Origin of the sequence: Streptococcus sp. HMSC034B03, from assembly GCF_001838575.1 — a bacterium.
GTDB classification, from domain to species: domain Bacteria; phylum Bacillota; class Bacilli; order Lactobacillales; family Streptococcaceae; genus Streptococcus; species Streptococcus anginosus.
In genome coordinates this window covers 340-16522 of the sequence record NZ_KV837634.1, presented here as the reverse complement: position 1 = coordinate 16522, position 16183 = coordinate 340, and the positions used below count along the sequence as shown (strand labels likewise).

General features: G+C 32.7%; 15 protein-coding genes and 1 pseudogene. 15 read left to right on the top strand and 1 reads right to left on the bottom strand.

Features of this window, described 5'->3' with window-relative positions; translation table 11 throughout:
• Positions 1 to 28 precede the first annotated feature (28 nt).
• The 4 genes from HMPREF2634_RS07530 (at position 29) to HMPREF2634_RS07515 (ending at position 3858) form a co-directional block, all read left to right on the top strand.
• Positions 29 to 796 carry a ParB/RepB/Spo0J family partition protein gene (locus HMPREF2634_RS07530; RefSeq protein WP_021002248.1) on the top strand — a complete coding sequence of 256 codons (768 nt, stop codon included), beginning with the start codon at positions 29 to 31 and terminating at the stop codon, positions 794 to 796.
• 228 nt (positions 797 to 1024) lie between these two features.
• Positions 1025 to 2368, top strand: coding sequence for a chromosomal replication initiator protein DnaA (dnaA, locus tag HMPREF2634_RS07525; protein WP_021001132.1), 1344 nt, complete (start codon positions 1025 to 1027; stop codon positions 2366 to 2368).
• A 156-nt stretch (positions 2369 to 2524) separates the two neighbouring features.
• Complete coding sequence (gene dnaN / locus HMPREF2634_RS07520; protein WP_003026819.1) at positions 2525 to 3661, top strand: DNA polymerase III subunit beta; 1137 nt, start codon at positions 2525 to 2527, stop codon at positions 3659 to 3661.
• Positions 3661 to 3858 (top strand): DUF951 domain-containing protein, encoded by a 198-nt coding sequence (locus tag HMPREF2634_RS07515; protein WP_003026821.1) that lies wholly within the window; start codon positions 3661 to 3663, stop codon positions 3856 to 3858. Before dnaN ends, HMPREF2634_RS07515 begins: the two co-directional genes overlap by 1 nt.
• Before the next feature lie 23 nt (positions 3859 to 3881).
• On the opposite strand, the gene HMPREF2634_RS07510 is transcribed toward HMPREF2634_RS07515, so the two are convergent.
• Positions 3882 to 4382, bottom strand: coding sequence for a YehR family lipoprotein (locus tag HMPREF2634_RS07510; RefSeq protein WP_003026823.1), 501 nt, complete (start codon positions 4380 to 4382; stop codon positions 3882 to 3884).
• Between the two features lie 146 nt (positions 4383 to 4528).
• On the opposite strand from HMPREF2634_RS07510, the gene ychF reads away from it, so the two are divergent.
• The 11 genes and pseudogenes from ychF to HMPREF2634_RS07460 all read left to right on the top strand — a co-directional run.
• Entirely contained in the window at positions 4529 to 5644 is a 1116-nt protein-coding gene (ychF, locus tag HMPREF2634_RS07505) for a redox-regulated ATPase YchF (protein ID WP_003026825.1), read from the top strand.
• A gap of 73 nt (positions 5645 to 5717) precedes the next feature.
• Positions 5718 to 6287, top strand: a complete 570-nt coding sequence (gene pth / locus HMPREF2634_RS07500; RefSeq protein WP_021001133.1) for an aminoacyl-tRNA hydrolase — start codon at positions 5718 to 5720, stop codon at positions 6285 to 6287.
• On the top strand, positions 6280 to 9786 hold the full coding sequence (gene mfd / locus HMPREF2634_RS07495; protein WP_021001134.1) for a transcription-repair coupling factor: 3507 nt from the start codon (positions 6280 to 6282) through the stop codon (positions 9784 to 9786). Before pth ends, mfd begins: the two co-directional genes overlap by 8 nt.
• Before the next feature lie 79 nt (positions 9787 to 9865).
• The gene (locus tag HMPREF2634_RS07490; protein WP_003026830.1) at positions 9866 to 10132 is read left to right on the top strand and encodes an RNA-binding S4 domain-containing protein; all 267 of its coding nucleotides are present in this window, start codon (positions 9866 to 9868) and stop codon (positions 10130 to 10132) included.
• Complete coding sequence (locus HMPREF2634_RS07485) at positions 10125 to 10493, top strand: septum formation initiator family protein (protein WP_003026832.1); 369 nt, start codon at positions 10125 to 10127, stop codon at positions 10491 to 10493. Before HMPREF2634_RS07490 ends, HMPREF2634_RS07485 begins: the two co-directional genes overlap by 8 nt.
• 2 nt (positions 10494 to 10495) lie before the next feature.
• A complete protein-coding gene (locus tag HMPREF2634_RS10265; RefSeq protein WP_003026834.1) occupies positions 10496 to 10624 on the top strand; it encodes an SP_0009 family protein in 129 nt (42 codons plus the stop codon).
• Positions 10617 to 11897, top strand: coding sequence for a serine hydrolase (locus HMPREF2634_RS07480; RefSeq protein WP_021001135.1), 1281 nt, complete (start codon positions 10617 to 10619; stop codon positions 11895 to 11897). Before HMPREF2634_RS10265 ends, HMPREF2634_RS07480 begins: the two co-directional genes overlap by 8 nt.
• Positions 11894 to 13171, top strand: a complete 1278-nt coding sequence (tilS, locus tag HMPREF2634_RS07475) for a tRNA lysidine(34) synthetase TilS (protein ID WP_021001136.1) — start codon at positions 11894 to 11896, stop codon at positions 13169 to 13171. The genes HMPREF2634_RS07480 and tilS overlap by 4 nt, the downstream gene beginning before the upstream one ends.
• A gap of 5 nt (positions 13172 to 13176) precedes the next feature.
• Positions 13177 to 13719 carry a hypoxanthine phosphoribosyltransferase gene (gene hpt, locus HMPREF2634_RS07470; RefSeq protein ID WP_021001137.1) on the top strand — a complete coding sequence of 181 codons (543 nt, stop codon included), beginning with the start codon at positions 13177 to 13179 and terminating at the stop codon, positions 13717 to 13719.
• Positions 13720 to 13739: 20 nt separating this feature from the next.
• A complete protein-coding gene (gene ftsH, locus HMPREF2634_RS07465) occupies positions 13740 to 15710 on the top strand; it encodes an ATP-dependent zinc metalloprotease FtsH (RefSeq protein WP_003026841.1) in 1971 nt (656 codons plus the stop codon).
• 336 nt (positions 15711 to 16046) lie between these two features.
• Positions 16047 to 16183 (top strand): annotated as a pseudogene (locus tag HMPREF2634_RS07460) (sigma-70 family RNA polymerase sigma factor); the annotation flags it as partial.

The following is a 16183-nucleotide window of genomic DNA, read 5'->3' as shown; positions in this document are numbered from 1 at the left end:
TTGTAAAGGTGTGTTATTCTATAGAAACATGGAAAAATATCAATATATTGAACTTAAGGACATTCAAACTAATCCTTATCAACCAAGAAAAGAATTTTCAGAAGAAAAAATTACTGAACTTGCTAATTCTATAAAAGAACATGGGATTATTCAGCCTATCATCGTACGAAAATCTCCAATAATTGGTTATGAATTACTAGCTGGTGAAAGACGTTTTAGAGCTGCTAAATTAGCAGGCTTACAAAATATACCAGCTATTATAAAAGAATTAACAGATGATGAAATGATGAAGCAAGCTATCATCGAAAATTTACAACGAGAAGATTTAAATCCTATAGAAGAAGCACAATCTTACCAATATTTAATTGACAAAGGATTGACGCATAAAGAAATCGCTCAAACTATGGGAAAATCACGTCCTTATATTACAAATTCTGTCCGATTATTAAATTTACCTCTCAATATTATTGAAGCGATAAAAGAAGGAAATATTTCTCAAGGACATGCTCGTCTGCTCATCAATCTCTCAGAGAAAGAGCAAAATCTGTGGTTTGATAAAATCCTATCTCAAGAACTTTCAGTTCGGCAGTTAGAAAAACAATTGCATTCCAAACAAGCAAAAACAGTAACAAAAGATAAACAGCAACTCTTCCTCAAAGAGGAAGAGAAAAAATTAAAAAAGATATTTGGTACAGAGATTTCTCTTCAATTTTCTGAACAATCTCAATCAGGGAAAATTTGTATTCATTTTTCAAACCTAGAAGAATATCAAAGAATTATTGACAGCTTTAAATAAGGCTGTTATTTTTATTCTTTCAAGTCACAGAGTTATCCACTCTTATTTTATAAGAAAACCTTAATAAATCACAGAAAAACCGCTTTACTCACAATCTGTGGAAAACTTCAAAGAACAATGTGAATTCATTTCCACAGATTGTGGAAAACTTTTGCGTTTTATGTTAAAATAACTTTTATGGGTAATTAAATACAACGAAGAATTTATTAGCAAGAAAGGAGGGGGTTTATGTCACAAGAAGCTAATTTTTGGGCGCGTGTTTTAGAATTGGCTCAAAAACAAATCAAAAAAAATACATACGATTATTTTGTTGCAGGAGCTAGGTTAATGAAAGTTGAAAATTTTCAAGCTACTGTACTTCTTGACAGTCCTGTCAAACAATTATTTTGGGATCAAAATTTAGCAGATGTCATCATTACTGCAGGTTTTGAAATTTATAATGACCAAATCACCGTACACTATATCTTTCAAGAGGAAAATGATGAAGTTACTCAATCAACAAATACAAATCATTCAGTAGTTAAACCAAGTCTTCCTCCTGTTGAAACTGGGTTAAAAGCAAAATATACATTTGATAATTTTGTTCAAGGTGATGGAAATGTTTGGGCTCTATCGGCGGCACTCGCTGTTTCTGAAAATTTAGCAACAACTTATAATCCATTGTTTATCTATGGTGGACCAGGATTAGGAAAAACCCATTTACTAAATGCAATTGGAAATCAAATTTTAGAAAATATTCCTGATGCTAGAGTGAAATACATTCCTGCTGAGACTTTTATCAACGACTTTTTAGAACATCTTCGATTAGGAGAAATGGAAAGTTTTAAGAGAACTTATCGCAGCCTTGATCTCTTATTAATTGATGACATTCAATCTTTAGGAGGAAAAAAAGTTTCTACTCAAGAAGAATTTTTCAATACCTTTAATGCTTTGCACGGAGATAATAAACAAATTGTTTTAACAAGCGACCGAAGTCCTGATCATCTGGATAATCTTGAAGAACGTTTAGTCACGCGCTTCAAATGGGGATTAACTCAAAACATTACTCCACCTGATTTTGAAACAAGAATCGCTATTTTACGCAATAAGATAGAAGATTTAGATTACATTTTTCCAAATGATACCTTAGAATATCTAGCAGGTCAATTTGATTCAAATGTGCGAGATTTAGAAGGTGCTCTAAATGATATTTCTCTTATGGCTAGAGTAAAAAATCTGAAAGAAATTACAATTGACGCTGCTGCTGAAGCTATTCGAGCTCGAAAACAAGATGCAAGTCAAATTTTAGTTATTCCAATTGATAAAATCCAAACAGAAGTTGGAAATTTCTATGGAGTTAGCGTTAAAGAAATGAAAGGAAGTCGTCGGGTTCAAAATATTGTCCTTGCTAGACAAGTAGCTATGTATTTGGCCCGTGAATTAACCGATAATAGTCTTCCAAAAATTGGAAGAGAATTTGGCGGTAAAGATCATACAACGGTCATACATGCTCATGGGAAAATTAAAACAATGCTCGAAACGGATGATAATCTTCGATTAGAAATAGAAAACATAAAAAATAAAATCAGATAACTGTGGATAATTGCAGAAAAAATGTTAAAGTTATTCACAATTTATAAACAGGTCTGTTTTTGTGTTCTATCGCTGATTAGGGAACTTTTCCACAAGTTTCACACAAACTACTATTACTATTAACTTAATAATCATAAAATAATAAAAGGAGTGTCTATGATTAACTTTTCAATCAATAAAAATTTATTTTTACAAGCTTTAAATACAACCAAACGCGCTATTAGTCTTAAAAATGCTATTCCCATTCTTTCTACAGTAAAAATTGATGTCACAAATGAAGGAATTACATTGATTGGCTCTAATGGTCAAATCTCTATTGAAAATTTTATTTCAATTAAAAACGAAGATGCAGGGCTTTTAGTAACTTCTTCGGGCTCTATTTTACTTGAAGCAACTTTTTTCATTAATGTAGTATCAAGTCTTCCTGATATAACACTTGATTTTAAAGAAATTGATCAAAAGCAGATTGTCCTAACAAGTGGAAAATCAGAAATCACTTTAAAGGGAAAAGATGCAGATCAATATCCTCGTATTCAAGAAATTTCAGCAAGTAATCCCTTGGTTCTTGAAACAAGTGTTCTTAAAAATATCATTAATGAGACAGCTTTTGCGGCTAGTACACAAGAAAGTCGTCCGATTTTAACAGGAGTTCATTTTGTCTTAACAGAAAATAAAAATTTAAAGACAGTTGCAACAGATTCTCATCGGATGAGTCAAAAGCAAATTATTTTAGAAAAAAATGGAGATAACTTTGATGTTGTTATTCCTAGTCGTTCTTTACGCGAATTTTCAGCCGTTTTTACGGATGATATTGAAACAGTAGAGATTTACTTCACAAATAATCAATTGCTTTTTAGAAGTGAAAATATTAGCTTCTACACTCGGTTGTTAGAGGGAAATTATCCTGATACCGACCGTTTAATTCCAACAGAATTTACTAGTATCGTAACATTTGATAAAAATAATCTTCGTTATGCAATGGAACGTGCACGTCTTCTTTCAAATGCGACTCAAAATGGAACAGTTAAATTAGAAATTATAAATGGTGTAGTTAGTGCACATGTGAACTCTCCTGAAGTTGGACGTGTGAATGAAGAAATTGATACTGAAAGTATTTCAGGTCAAGATTTAACCATCAGTTTTAATCCAACTTATTTAATTGATTCATTGAAAGCTATTAATAGTGAAAAAGTTACAATCAGCTTTATTTCAGCTGTTCGTCCATTTACTTTGAAACCAAGCGATGACACAGAAAACTTTATTCAATTGATTACACCAGTGAGAACAAACTAATGTATGATGTAGGAAATTTTGTTGAAATGAAAAAACCACATGCTTGTATCATTAAATCCACAGGCAAAAAAGCAAATCGTTGGGAAATTATTCGAGTGGGTGCGGATATTAAAATTCGCTGTACAAATTGCCAACATATCGTGATGATGAGCCGATATGATTTTGAACGAAAACTAAAAAAAGTGCTAGGAAATTGATTTCTTAGCACTTTTTCATGATCTTATTTTAATTTTTCAAATTTACCGTCTGTAATTTCTTTAAAACCTTTACTTGTTAAGAGTTCTTTACTAGCTTTCATACTAATTTTTTTAGATTTTCTTGTATTCTTATCTGTATACATTCCAGGCAAGGTTACTAATTTATCAAAGTCTACTTTATTAAAGTTAATTTCTACAGTTTCCTTAACTCCCTTTTCTTCATAAGTGACTTTTTCTTTAATTCCCTTAATATTTTGATACATTTGAGAAGCTTTATCAATTCTGTCTTTAACATCTTCTTTTTTAGTAGCTCCTAAGGTTTTATAAGACAAAAATGAATTAGTAGTTTGTTTTGTGACAGTATCTCCTTTATAATAATAAGTTAATCGTAAGTCATATTGTAAATTTTGATCAATTCTTTGGAATGACATTGTTTTTTCTTGGGCTCCACATGCTCCAAGGATAATTAGTGAAACAATTGTAACAAAGCCAAGTAACAATTGTTTAAAATAACTTTTTTTCATGGTATTTACCTCCTATAGCTTAATAAAATTATAATATTTTAATTAGGAAAATACAACATTTTACAAAAATGATGAAGTTATAAGTCAAATAGTGGTAAATATGATATAATGGTTTATTGAATTGAAAAGATGAAAGGAAGAGCGAAATGTCTTTAACAGCAGGAATTGTAGGATTACCTAATGTTGGAAAATCCACTTTATTTAATGCAATTACAAAAGCAGGAGCAGAGGCAGCTAACTATCCCTTTGCAACAATTGACCCTAATGTTGGACGGGTAGAAGTTCCCGATGCTCGTTTGGATAAATTAACAGAACTTATCAAACCACAGAAAAAAGTTCCAACGACTTTTGAGTTTACAGATATTGCAGGGATTGTAAAAGGTGCTTCAAAAGGAGAGGGTCTAGGAAATAAATTTTTAGCTAATATTCGTGAAGTAGATGCTATCGTTCATGTGGTTCGGGCTTTTGATGATGAAAATGTTATGCGGGAGCAAGGACGTGAGTCAAGTTTTGTTGATCCAATGGCTGATATTGAAACAATAAATCTTGAGTTGATTTTAGCAGATTTAGAAAGTATCAATAAACGCTATGCACGTGTGGAAAAAGTTGCTCGAACCCAAAAGGACAAAGATTCAGTAGCTGAGTTTCATGTTTTGCAAAAAATTAAACCAGTTTTAGAAAATGGTTTATCAGCGCGTACCATTGAATTTGATGAAGAAGAACAAAAAATTGTCAAAAAATTATTTTTATTGACTACAAAACCAGTGCTTTATGTTGCGAATGTTGGTGAAGACGAGGTAGCAGATCCGGATAATATTGAGTATGTTCAACAAATTCGCGAGTTTGCAGCAACTGAAAATGCAGAGGTAGTTGTTATATCTGCGCGTGCTGAAGAAGAAATTTCTGAGCTAGATGATGAAGATAAAGCTGAATTTCTTGAAGCAATGGGCTTGAATGAATCTGGGGTTGACAAATTAACCAGAGCAGCTTATCATTTATTAGGACTCGGAACTTATTTTACAGCAGGAGAAAAGGAAGTTCGAGCTTGGACATTTAGACGTGGCATGAAAGCACCACAAGTAGCTGGAATTATTCACTCAGACTTTGAAAAAGGCTTCATCCGTGCTGTAACCATGTCTTATGATGATTTAGTGAAATATGGGAGTGAAAAAGCAGTCAAGGAAGCAGGACGGCTGCGTGAAGAAGGAAAAGAATATATCGTTCAAGATGGCGATATTATGGAATTTAGATTTAATGTGTAGAGCACTGTAAACTAAATATAAACGAGGTTGGAAAAACTTTTCCAGCCCTTTTGGTCTTTTTAGAGGTAAAAAAATGGTAAAGATGATTGTAGGATTAGGAAATCCTGGAGAAAAATATTTTGAAACAAGACATAATGTCGGATTTATGCTAGTTGACAAAATGTGTAAAGAAAAAAGTTTAAAGTTTACAACTGATAAAATTTTTCAAGCAGAGATAGCTTCCACATTTTTTAATGGTGAGAAAGTGTATTTTGTCAAACCAACGACCTTCATGAATGAAAGTGGAAAGGCTGTTCATGCCCTTTTATCTTATTATGGTCTAGATATTGAAGATTTAGTAGTTATTTATGATGATTTGGATATGGAAGTAGGAAAAATACGACTTAGAGCAAAAGGATCTGCTGGTGGTCACAATGGCATCAAATCAATTATCAAACATATAGGAACCCAAGAATTCAAACGAATTAAAATTGGTATTGGTCGTCCCGAAAATAATATAATCATTATTCACCATGTGTTAGGAAAATTTTCAAAAGGAGACCATGCTATAATTTTAAATACACTTGACAAAGTTGACAGTGCTGTAAATTATTATTTACAGTCTGATAATTTTGAACAAACAATGCAACAGTACAATGGATAAAAAGATGGATATTATTGAATTATTTAATCAAAATAAACAGATATCTGATTGGCAAAGAAATCTAAATAAATCAACTCGGCAGCTATTAATGGGTTTGTCATCTTCAACTAAGTCTATTACAATGGCCTCTTGTGTAGAGGAAAATCACAAAATTTTGATTTTAACGTCTACTTATAGTGAAGCAGAAAGACTTTCTAGTGATCTGATTGACCTGGTGGGAGAAGAGAGGGTCTATACATTTCTTGCAGATGATACTCCGTTAGCTGAGTTTGTCTTTTCTTCTCAAGAAAAGATTTTTTCTCGTTTGGAAGCTCTAGATTTTTTATTAGATTCTAAACAATCAGGATTTTTGATAGTTAATGTGGCAGCTAGTCAACTATTTTTATCCAATCCTGTTAATTTCAATTCAGCTTATATTAATTTAAAAATAGGGCAAGAATATGAGTTGAAAGATTTGATTTCTCAATTGTTAAATTCAGGATATAAGCAAGTATCACAAGTATTGAAACAAGGGGAGTTTAGTATTCGTGGTGATATTTTAGATATTTTTGAGCGCTCTAGTCAAATGCCTTTTCGGGTTGAATTTTTTGGTGATGAAGTTGATGGTATTCGTCTATTTAATCCTGAAAATCAAATTTCTATTCAAAATGTAGAACATGTGTGTGTTCATCCTGCTACAGATATCATATTTACTAAAGCAGATTATAAAAGTGCACAGAAAAAAATAGAAAATCTTATAGAAAAAACTGTAGATTCAACTTCAAAATCTTATTTAGAGGAGATTTTAGCTAGTACAAAAGAACAAATTCAACATGCTGATATTAGAAAATTATTGTCTTATTTTTATCAAAATGAATGGACAATTCTTGATTATCTTCCAAAACATAGCCCAATTTTCTTTGATGATTTTCAAAAAATTATGAATAGACATGCTCAGTTTCAATTAGAAGCAGCAAATTTATTGACAGAAGATTTACAAAATAGTAAAACTGTTGGAAATCAATCTTATTTTGCAGATACATATTCAATATTTAGAAAGTATAAACCTGCTACCTTATTTTCAAATTTTCATAAGGGACTGGGAAATTTGAAATTTGATTCTCTTTATCAGTTCAATCAGTATCCTATGCAGGAATTTTTTAGTCAATTTCAGCTTTTGAAAGAAGAGATTAGTCGATATAAAAAATCTAACTACACGGTCATTATACAATCAAATTCTTTATTGACTTTACAAAGTTTACATAAAAGTTTACAAGAATATGAAATTCCACTTGATTATGTTAACGATACTAAAATTCATAAACATGCTGTTCAATTAGTAGAAGGACGTTTAATTCAAGGATTTAATTTTGTAGACGAAAAAATTGTTTTAATCACTGAATATGATATTCTGCAAAAAAAAGTAAAACGAAAAGTTCGCAGGCAAATTATTTCTAATGCTGAACGTTTGAAAAATTATAATGAGCTGGAAAAAGGAGATTATGTTGTTCATAACGTTCATGGAATTGGGCGATATTTAGGAATTGAGACGATTGAAATTTCAGGAATTCATCGTGATTATCTCACTATTCAATATCAAAATGCAGATCGTATTTCTATTCCTGTTGATCAGATTCAGCTTCTTTCTAAATATGTTGCGAGTGATGGTAAAGCACCTAAAATCAATAAATTAAACGATGGACGTTTTCAAAAAACTAAACAGAGAGTACAACATCAAGTCGAAGACATTGCTGAGGATTTAATCAAACTTTACGCAGAGAGAAGTCAATTAAAGGGGTTTGCTTTTTCTAGTGATGATTCTTACCAGCAAGAATTTGATAATGATTTTCCTTACGTAGAAACAGAAGATCAGCTGCGTTCTATAAAAGAAGTTAAAAAAGACATGGAAAGTGATCATCCTATGGATCGTCTTTTAGTTGGGGACGTTGGTTTTGGGAAGACGGAAGTAGCTATGAGAGCTGCTTTTAAAGCAGTAAATGATCATAAACAAGTGGCAATTTTAGTTCCAACTACTGTTTTAGCTCAACAGCATTATACGAATTTTAAGGAACGTTTCAATGATTTTCCTATCAATATTGAAGTATTAAGTCGTTTTAAAAGTAAATCAGAACAAAAAACAATTTTAGAAAAACTAAAAAAAGGGCAGGTGGATATTATTATTGGAACGCATCGTCTCCTGTCAAAAGATATTGTATTTGCTGATTTAGGACTCATTGTTATTGATGAGGAACAACGTTTTGGAGTTAAGCATAAAGAAAAATTAAAAGAGTTGAAAACAAAAGTTGATGTTTTAACTTTGACAGCGACTCCTATTCCTCGTACACTCCATATGTCTATGTTAGGAATACGTGATTTATCAGTTATTGAAACTCCTCCAACAAATCGCTACCCAGTTCAAACTTATGTTTTAGAAAATAATGCAACAGTTATTCGAGATGCAGTTTTAAGAGAAATGAATAGAGGAGGGCAGGTTTACTATCTTTACAATAAAGTTGACACAATGGAGCAAAAAGTTTCAGAATTGAAAGAATTGATTCCAGAAGCTTCTATTGGATATGTGCATGGTCAAATGAGTGAAATTCTTCTTGAAAATACTTTACTTGATTTTATCAATGGGGAATATGATCTTTTGGTCACAACGACTATTATTGAAACTGGTGTTGATATTCCTAATGTTAATACTCTTTTTATTGAAAATGCAGATTATATGGGATTGTCAACTTTATATCAATTACGAGGGCGTGTTGGTCGTAGTAATCGTATTGCTTATGCCTATCTCATGTATCGTCCTGACAAGGCTTTGACAGAAATTTCTGAAAAACGTTTGGAAACTATAAAAGGATTTACAGAATTAGGCTCTGGTTTTAAAATTGCTATGCGAGATTTATCTATTCGTGGTGCTGGAAATATTTTAGGAAGTTCACAATCTGGTTTTATTGATTCTGTTGGATTTGAGATGTATTCTCAATTATTAGAAGAGGCTATTGCTAAAAAACAAGGCAAAGAAAAAAGACGGCAAAAAGGAAATGCTGAAATTAATTTGCAGATTGATGCCTATCTTCCTAGTGATTATATTGTTGATGAAAGGCAAAAAATTGAAATTTACAAACGTATTCGCGAGATTGACAGTCGTGTAAATTATGAAGAATTACAGAATGAGTTGATGGATCGTTTTGGAGAATATCCAGATGTTGTTGCCTTTTTATTAGAAATTGGTCTTGTAAAGTCTTATTTAGATCAAGTTTTTGTTCAGCTCGTTGAAAAAAAGCAACAATCTGTGATTGTTCGATTTGAAAAAGTTTCTCAACAGTTTTTCTTAACTCAAGATTATTTTGAAGCTCTTTCTGTGACAAATTTAAAAGCAAGAATTTCAGAAAATAAGGGATTGATTGAAGTTATATTTGATGTAAAAAATAAAAAAGATTATGAAATTTTAGAAGGACTTCTGCAGTTTTCAGAAAAGTTAGTAGAAATTAAAAATCAAAAGAAAGATTGCTAACTTTACAATTTTGTAAAGTTTCGCTTTCATCTATAATATTTTCTTAAAAAATGGTAAAATAATAAATTGAGGTAACTTTATGAGATTAGATAAATATTTAAAAGTATCCCGTATTATAAAGCGTCGTCCTATTGCTAAAGAGGTGGCCGATAAGGGAAGAATTAAAGTAAATGGAATTTTAGCTAAAAGTTCAACAGATTTAAAAATCAATGATGAAATAGAGATTCGTTTTGGAAATAAAATTTTATTAGTTCGTGTTCTAGAAATGAAAGACAGTACTAAAAAAGAAGATGCCACTAAAATGTACAAAATTATAAAAGAAACAAAGGTAGAAGTAGATGGCTAGAAATATTGTTCAATTAAATAATCGCTATATACAAGATGAAAACCAACATCGCCGTTATTTGGAGCAAGAAAGAAGAAAAAAGAATCGCTTTATGGGTTGGGTGTTGATTTTAGTCATCTTATTGTTTATTTTACCGACATTTAATTTGGTTCAAAGCTATCGAAATTTATTAGAACGTCGAACACAATTGACGCATTTACAAAAGAGATACGAAGAAATAAGCAACGAAAAAGAATCTCAAAAAGCTTTTGCTAATAAATTAAAAGATGAAGAATATGCTGCTAAATATGCACGTGCTAAATATTATTATTCTAAACAAGGGGAATATATCTATACAATCCCAGGATTGTTGCCACAGTAAGGATGGAAAATTTATTAAAAACGATTGAACAATTTTTGGAGTTTTCCGATGAAAAATTAGAAGAATTATCCAGAAAGAATCAGGCTTTAAAATTAGAAGAGACTAAAAAGGAAAGGGGAGAGCATGCGTAAGTTGCTATTTCTATTATTGTTGCCAGCATTTTTTACTGCAAAAGTAGTAGTAAGTACGGAACAAGATGTCGAATTGACTGCAAAGCAACAGTATGAAATTACTAGTACGACCTACAGTAACTACTACACGGATCTTCCAACCAATCCAAATGTTTATGAGCAAATTCCAACTTATACGTCCTTAAATTTAGAAAAAGTTGCTGGGAGTTTAACTCCGAATACATCAATTAAACTTTCTGACTTACAAGTCAATGAACAAGGACTCCCAGTTTTTAAACTCGCAAATGGGCAATTTGTTCCTGCTGATAAACGAATGATTTATGATGATGTTGTCCAATCTAGTGCAGATATTTCTCAAACAATGTGGCTTAGGCAATCATTTGTAGTTTACAATCAACCTTTTGTAAATGGAACAAAGGAAGTTAAGACGAATTTATCTTCTTATCATTCGGTGAAAGTGACCCAACTTGCTGAGACGGCATCAGGAAAATATGCTCATGTTGAAAGCAAAGGTTGGATTGATGTGAAATACTTGTCTGATACAGATAATCGTATGGATAAAGTTCAAGAGATTTTAACAAGCAGGTACAATAAAGCAGACTATTCGATCTATGTAAAACAATTAGATTCTGGAAAAACTGCTGGTATAAACCCAGATTTGGAAATGTATTCTGCTAGTGTGGCAAAACTTCCCATTCTTTATTATGCGCAGAAGCAATTAAATGAAGGAAAATACAAGCCATCTTCTGGTTTAAAATATATTCCTGCTGTAAATGACTATTCAGGTGCTTATGATACAGAAGGTAGTGGAAGCATTTCTAAAAAATCAGATAATAAGGAATACAGCATTCAAGATTTGATGAATCATATTGCAAAAGAATCAGATAATGCAGCTACAAATATTTTAGGATATTATATTACTAATCAATCAGACAGCACTTATCAAGCAACAATTGAGCAAATTGCTGGGAAAAAATGGGATGTAGAAAAACGTAATGCATCAGCTAGGATGGCTGGAAATATGATGGAAGCTATCTATAAACAAAATGGGGACATTATCAATGCACTATCACAAACAAATTTTGATGAGCAGCGTATTTCTAAAAATATAAATGTAAAAGTGGCTCATAAAATTGGGGATGCTTATGATTTTAAGCATGATGTTGCAATTGTTTATGCTAATTCTCCTTTTGTTCTGTCTATTTTTACAAATCATGCTGATTACGATACCATTTCTAAAATTGCAGATGATATTTATGAGGTTTTAAAATGATAGAACAACAATTTTTTCAAATGGTGCAAAAAAAAGGCTATTTCAGACCTCATAGAAAAGTTTTACTTGCTATTTCTGGTGGACTAGATTCTATGACTTTGCTTGACTGGCTTTATAAATATCGCGAAAAATTAGAAATAGAAATTCACCTTGCTCATGTTAATCATGGAGTGAGAGAAGAATCTGATTTTGAGGAAGAAGAACTAAAAAAAATAGCAACAAAACTTGGTGTAAGCATTTTTACATCAAGTTTTTCTGGACCATTCTCAGAACAAAAAGCGCGTGATTTTCGCTATGCTTTTTTCAAAAAAATTATGTTAGAAGAAAATTGCACAGCTTTGGTGACAGCACACCATGCTGATGACCAAGCAGAAACGATTTTTATGAGAATTCTTCGTGGCAGCCGTTTATTTCATATTTCAGGAATGAAAGAAAAACAAAAATTTGCAAATGGAGAATTGATAAGACCGTTGCTTTCTTTTCAAAAATCAAATTTCCCTCCTATTTTTCATTTTGAGGATTGGACAAATCAAGAGAACCATTATTTGCGCAATCGAATTCGAAATGAGTATTTTCCATTGTTAGAACAAGAAAATCTGCAGTTTAGGAAGCATTTAATAGAACTGGGAACAGAAATTTCTCAAATGCAGAACGCATTAGCATATTTAACTAAAAATATTGAATTAACAAATCTAAAAGAATTTCAATCTCAGCCATATTTTGTGCAAAGTTTTTTGCTACAGACTTATTTAAAGAAATTTCCTGATTTGCAGGTAAGTAAAGCACAGTTTTCTGATATTTTAGCAATCTTGAACAAACAATCTAATTATCAGCAACCACTTAAAGCGGGTTACGAACTCTATAAAAATTATGATTCCTTTGAGATTCGTAAAATCAGTCCACAGTCTGATTTAAAAGTGGATTCAATTTTGTTAAAATATAACGATATTGTGGAATATGACAATTATCGCTTTTCTTTTGGAAAAGAGCTTCGTGGAAAAAACATCCAAGAAGTGTTTGTTTCGCGTGAAACAGAAATTTTACTTCGACATAGAAAAGAACAAGATGAAATTATCTTGAACCAACAACATAAAAAGCTTCGTCGGTATTTTATTGATCAAAAAATCCCTATAGATAAAAGAAAAAATGCTATTATTATTGAGCAAAATGGGGAAATCTTAGCAATTGCTGGAATCGTAACATGTGATTTGAGTAAGAGTCAAAAAAATGATATAATGTATAACAAACTTTATATTCAAAATTTAGATAGGTAAAGAAGATGCTAGAACAAGATATTAAGAAAGTTTTGGTTTCACATGATGAGATCGTGGCAGCAGCAAAAAATTTAGGAACTCAATTAACTAGTGATTATGCAGGGAAAAATCCTATTTTTGTAGGAATTCTAAAAGGTTCCATTCCTTTTATGGCAGAGTTGATAAAGCATGTTGATACCCATATTGAAATGGATTTTATGTTAGTGTCAAGCTATCATGGTGGGACATCTAGCAGTGGTGTTATCAATATTATTAAAGATATTGATCAAGATATTGCTGGACGTCATATTCTTTTTGTCGAAGATATTATTGATACGGGAAAAACATTGAAAAGCCTGTGTGAGTTATTTAGGGAGAAAAAAGCTGCGTCTGTTAAAATTGCTACACTTTTGGACAAGCCCGAAGGACGAAAAGTTGATATTGAAGCAGATTACACATGTTTTACAATTCCAAATGAATTTGTAGTTGGTTATGGTCTAGATTTTGATGAAAATTATCGGAATCTTCCATATGTAGGGGTTTTAAAAGAAAAAGTTTATACAAAATAAAAAGGTATATTGATAGATAGATGAAAAATAAACAAAATAATGGTTTTATAAAAAATCCTTTCTTATATATTTTAATTATTGTTGTTGTTATTACAGGTTTTCAGTATTTTTCAGCTGGAAGTTCTGTAGGTCATAGTCAGCAAATTAACTATACTGAGCTAGTTAAAGAAATTAAAAATGGAAATGTAAAGGATATTAGCTATCAGCCAAATGGTAGTGTTATTGAAGTTGCAGGTACTTATAAGAAAGAAAAGAAGGTAAAGGATAATAGTGGTATTCAGTTTTTTACTCCTTCTTCTACCTCTGTAAGCCGCTTTACTAGTGTTATTCTACCTTCAGATTTAACGATAGCTGAATTACAAAAATTAGCTTCAGATAAGGGGACTGAAATCACCATTAAACGTGAAAGTTCAAGTGGTGTTTGGATTCAGGTGCTGACAACTCTGGTGCCATTTGCCATCTTTGCTTTCTTCCTGTTCTCTATGATGAATCAAGGTGGAGGCGGTGGAGCGCGTGGAGCTATGAGTTTTGGACGTAATAAAGCGCGTGCGACAAACAAAGAAGATATAAAAGTACGCTTTTCTGATGTAGCAGGTGCGGAAGAAGAAAAACAAGAACTAGTTGAAGTTGTTGAATTTCTAAAAGATCCTAAACGTTATACAAAACTAGGGGCTCGCATACCAGCTGGTGTTCTTCTTGAAGGCCCTCCAGGGACTGGTAAAACTCTTCTTGCAAAAGCCGTCGCTGGTGAAGCAGGAGTTCCATTCTTTAGTATTTCGGGTTCAGATTTCGTTGAAATGTTTGTCGGTGTCGGTGCTAGCCGTGTTCGCTCTCTTTTTGAAGATGCAAAAAAGGCAGCTCCAGCGATTATCTTTATTGATGAAATTGATGCTGTTGGTCGTCAACGTGGTGTTGGTCTCGGTGGAGGAAATGATGAGCGCGAGCAAACCCTTAATCAACTTCTGATTGAGATGGATGGTTTTGAAGGCAATGAAGGGGTTATCGTCATTGCTGCTACTAACCGAAGTGATGTTTTAGATCCCGCTCTTTTGCGTCCTGGTCGTTTTGACCGTAAAGTTCTTGTTGGTCAGCCAGATGTAAAAGGTCGCGAAGCAATCCTTCGTGTTCATGCTAGAAATAAACCTCTTGCTGAAGATGTTGACTTAAAACTAGTTGCTCAACAAACGCCTGGTTTTGTTGGTGCTGATTTGGAAAATGTCTTAAATGAAGCGGCTCTTGTCGCAGCGCGTCGAAATAAAAAAGTTATTGATGCTTCTGATATCGATGAAGCAGAGGACCGAGTTATCGCAGGACCGTCTAAAAAAGATAAGACAGTTTCACAACGTGATCGTCAAATTGTTGCTTATCATGAAGCAGGACATACAATTGTTGGGCTTGTTTTATCAAATGCACGTGTTGTTCACAAGGTAACTATTGTACCTCGTGGTCGTGCGGGTGGATATATGATTGCTCTCCCGAAAGAAGATCAAACTCTTTTATCTAAAGAAGATATGAAAGAACAACTTGCAGGATTGATGGGAGGACGTGTTGCTGAGGAAATTATTTTCAATGTCCAAACTACAGGTGCTTCAAATGACTTTGAGCAAGCTACACAAATGGCACGTGCGATGGTAACAGAGTATGGTATGAGTGAAAAACTCGGTCCAGTTCAATACGAAGGAAACCATGCAATGTTTGGTGCTGCAAGTCCACAAAAATCAATTTCCGAACAGACTGCATATGAAATTGATGAGGAAGTACGTAATTTGCTTAATGAAGCGCGCGACAAAGCAGCAGAAATTATCCAATCCAATCGCGAAAAGCATAAATTAATTGCGGAAGCTCTTCTTAAATACGAAACACTTGATAGTCATCAAATCAAATCATTATATGAAACGGGTGAAATGCCTGATGAACCAAATGCAAGTTCTTCACATGCTTTGAGCTATGATGAAGTAAAATCTCAAATGGAAGAGCAGAAACCAGAATAAATTAAAATGTTAAAGAGGCTGGGACAAAAGTCCGACTTCAAATATAAAAAGCGAACAAAACTAGTTTTCTGGTAATCAGAATTCTGCTTTGTTCGCTTTTCGCATTTAATTATAGATTTGAAGGGCTTAATAATTAAGATTTTTAAAAATTGAAATCTTTTTGTCCCAAACTCTTTAATTCTATCCGCTGAACAGCATGTAAAAGTGCCTGAAGAGATAGATAAGTGTATTAAGAAGTACAAAATAGAATCTAAAAAAAGTAGAACAGCTACCCAGCCCTCCTAAAAGCTTCAAGTTTGCTATCCTTAAAAGGTCAGTAAAAAGAAGGAGAAGGAAATGGAGTTCAAGGAGTTGTATGGCAAGGTAAGGGGGATTGTATTAAAGTGCCGTCGGGATTATTATGTTCACTTGTGGGAATTAAGCGATTGGGAACAAGAGGGCATGTTGGTGCTCTATCAGTTGGTGAGTCGCTA

Coding starts and splice junctions, on each gene's coding strand:
- dnaN (WP_003026819.1), top strand. CDS start 2,525: ATGATTAACTTTTCAATCAATAAAAATTTATTTTTACAAGCTTTAAAT.
- dnaA (WP_021001132.1), top strand. CDS start 1,025: ATGTCACAAGAAGCTAATTTTTGGGCGCGTGTTTTAGAATTGGCTCAA.
- HMPREF2634_RS07515 (WP_003026821.1), top strand. CDS start 3,661: ATGTATGATGTAGGAAATTTTGTTGAAATGAAAAAACCACATGCTTGT.
- HMPREF2634_RS07510 (WP_003026823.1), bottom strand. CDS start 4,382: ATGAAAAAAAGTTATTTTAAACAATTGTTACTTGGCTTTGTTACAATT.
- HMPREF2634_RS07480 (WP_021001135.1), top strand. CDS start 10,617: ATGCGTAAGTTGCTATTTCTATTATTGTTGCCAGCATTTTTTACTGCA.
- mfd (WP_021001134.1), top strand. CDS start 6,280: ATGGATAAAAAGATGGATATTATTGAATTATTTAATCAAAATAAACAG.
- hpt (WP_021001137.1), top strand. CDS start 13,177: ATGCTAGAACAAGATATTAAGAAAGTTTTGGTTTCACATGATGAGATC.
- HMPREF2634_RS07485 (WP_003026832.1), top strand. CDS start 10,125: ATGGCTAGAAATATTGTTCAATTAAATAATCGCTATATACAAGATGAA.
- HMPREF2634_RS07490 (WP_003026830.1), top strand. CDS start 9,866: ATGAGATTAGATAAATATTTAAAAGTATCCCGTATTATAAAGCGTCGT.
- ychF (WP_003026825.1), top strand. CDS start 4,529: ATGTCTTTAACAGCAGGAATTGTAGGATTACCTAATGTTGGAAAATCC.
- HMPREF2634_RS10265 (WP_003026834.1), top strand. CDS start 10,496: ATGGAAAATTTATTAAAAACGATTGAACAATTTTTGGAGTTTTCCGAT.
- HMPREF2634_RS07530 (WP_021002248.1), top strand. CDS start 29: ATGGAAAAATATCAATATATTGAACTTAAGGACATTCAAACTAATCCT.
- ftsH (WP_003026841.1), top strand. CDS start 13,740: ATGAAAAATAAACAAAATAATGGTTTTATAAAAAATCCTTTCTTATAT.
- tilS (WP_021001136.1), top strand. CDS start 11,894: ATGATAGAACAACAATTTTTTCAAATGGTGCAAAAAAAAGGCTATTTC.
- pth (WP_021001133.1), top strand. CDS start 5,718: ATGGTAAAGATGATTGTAGGATTAGGAAATCCTGGAGAAAAATATTTT.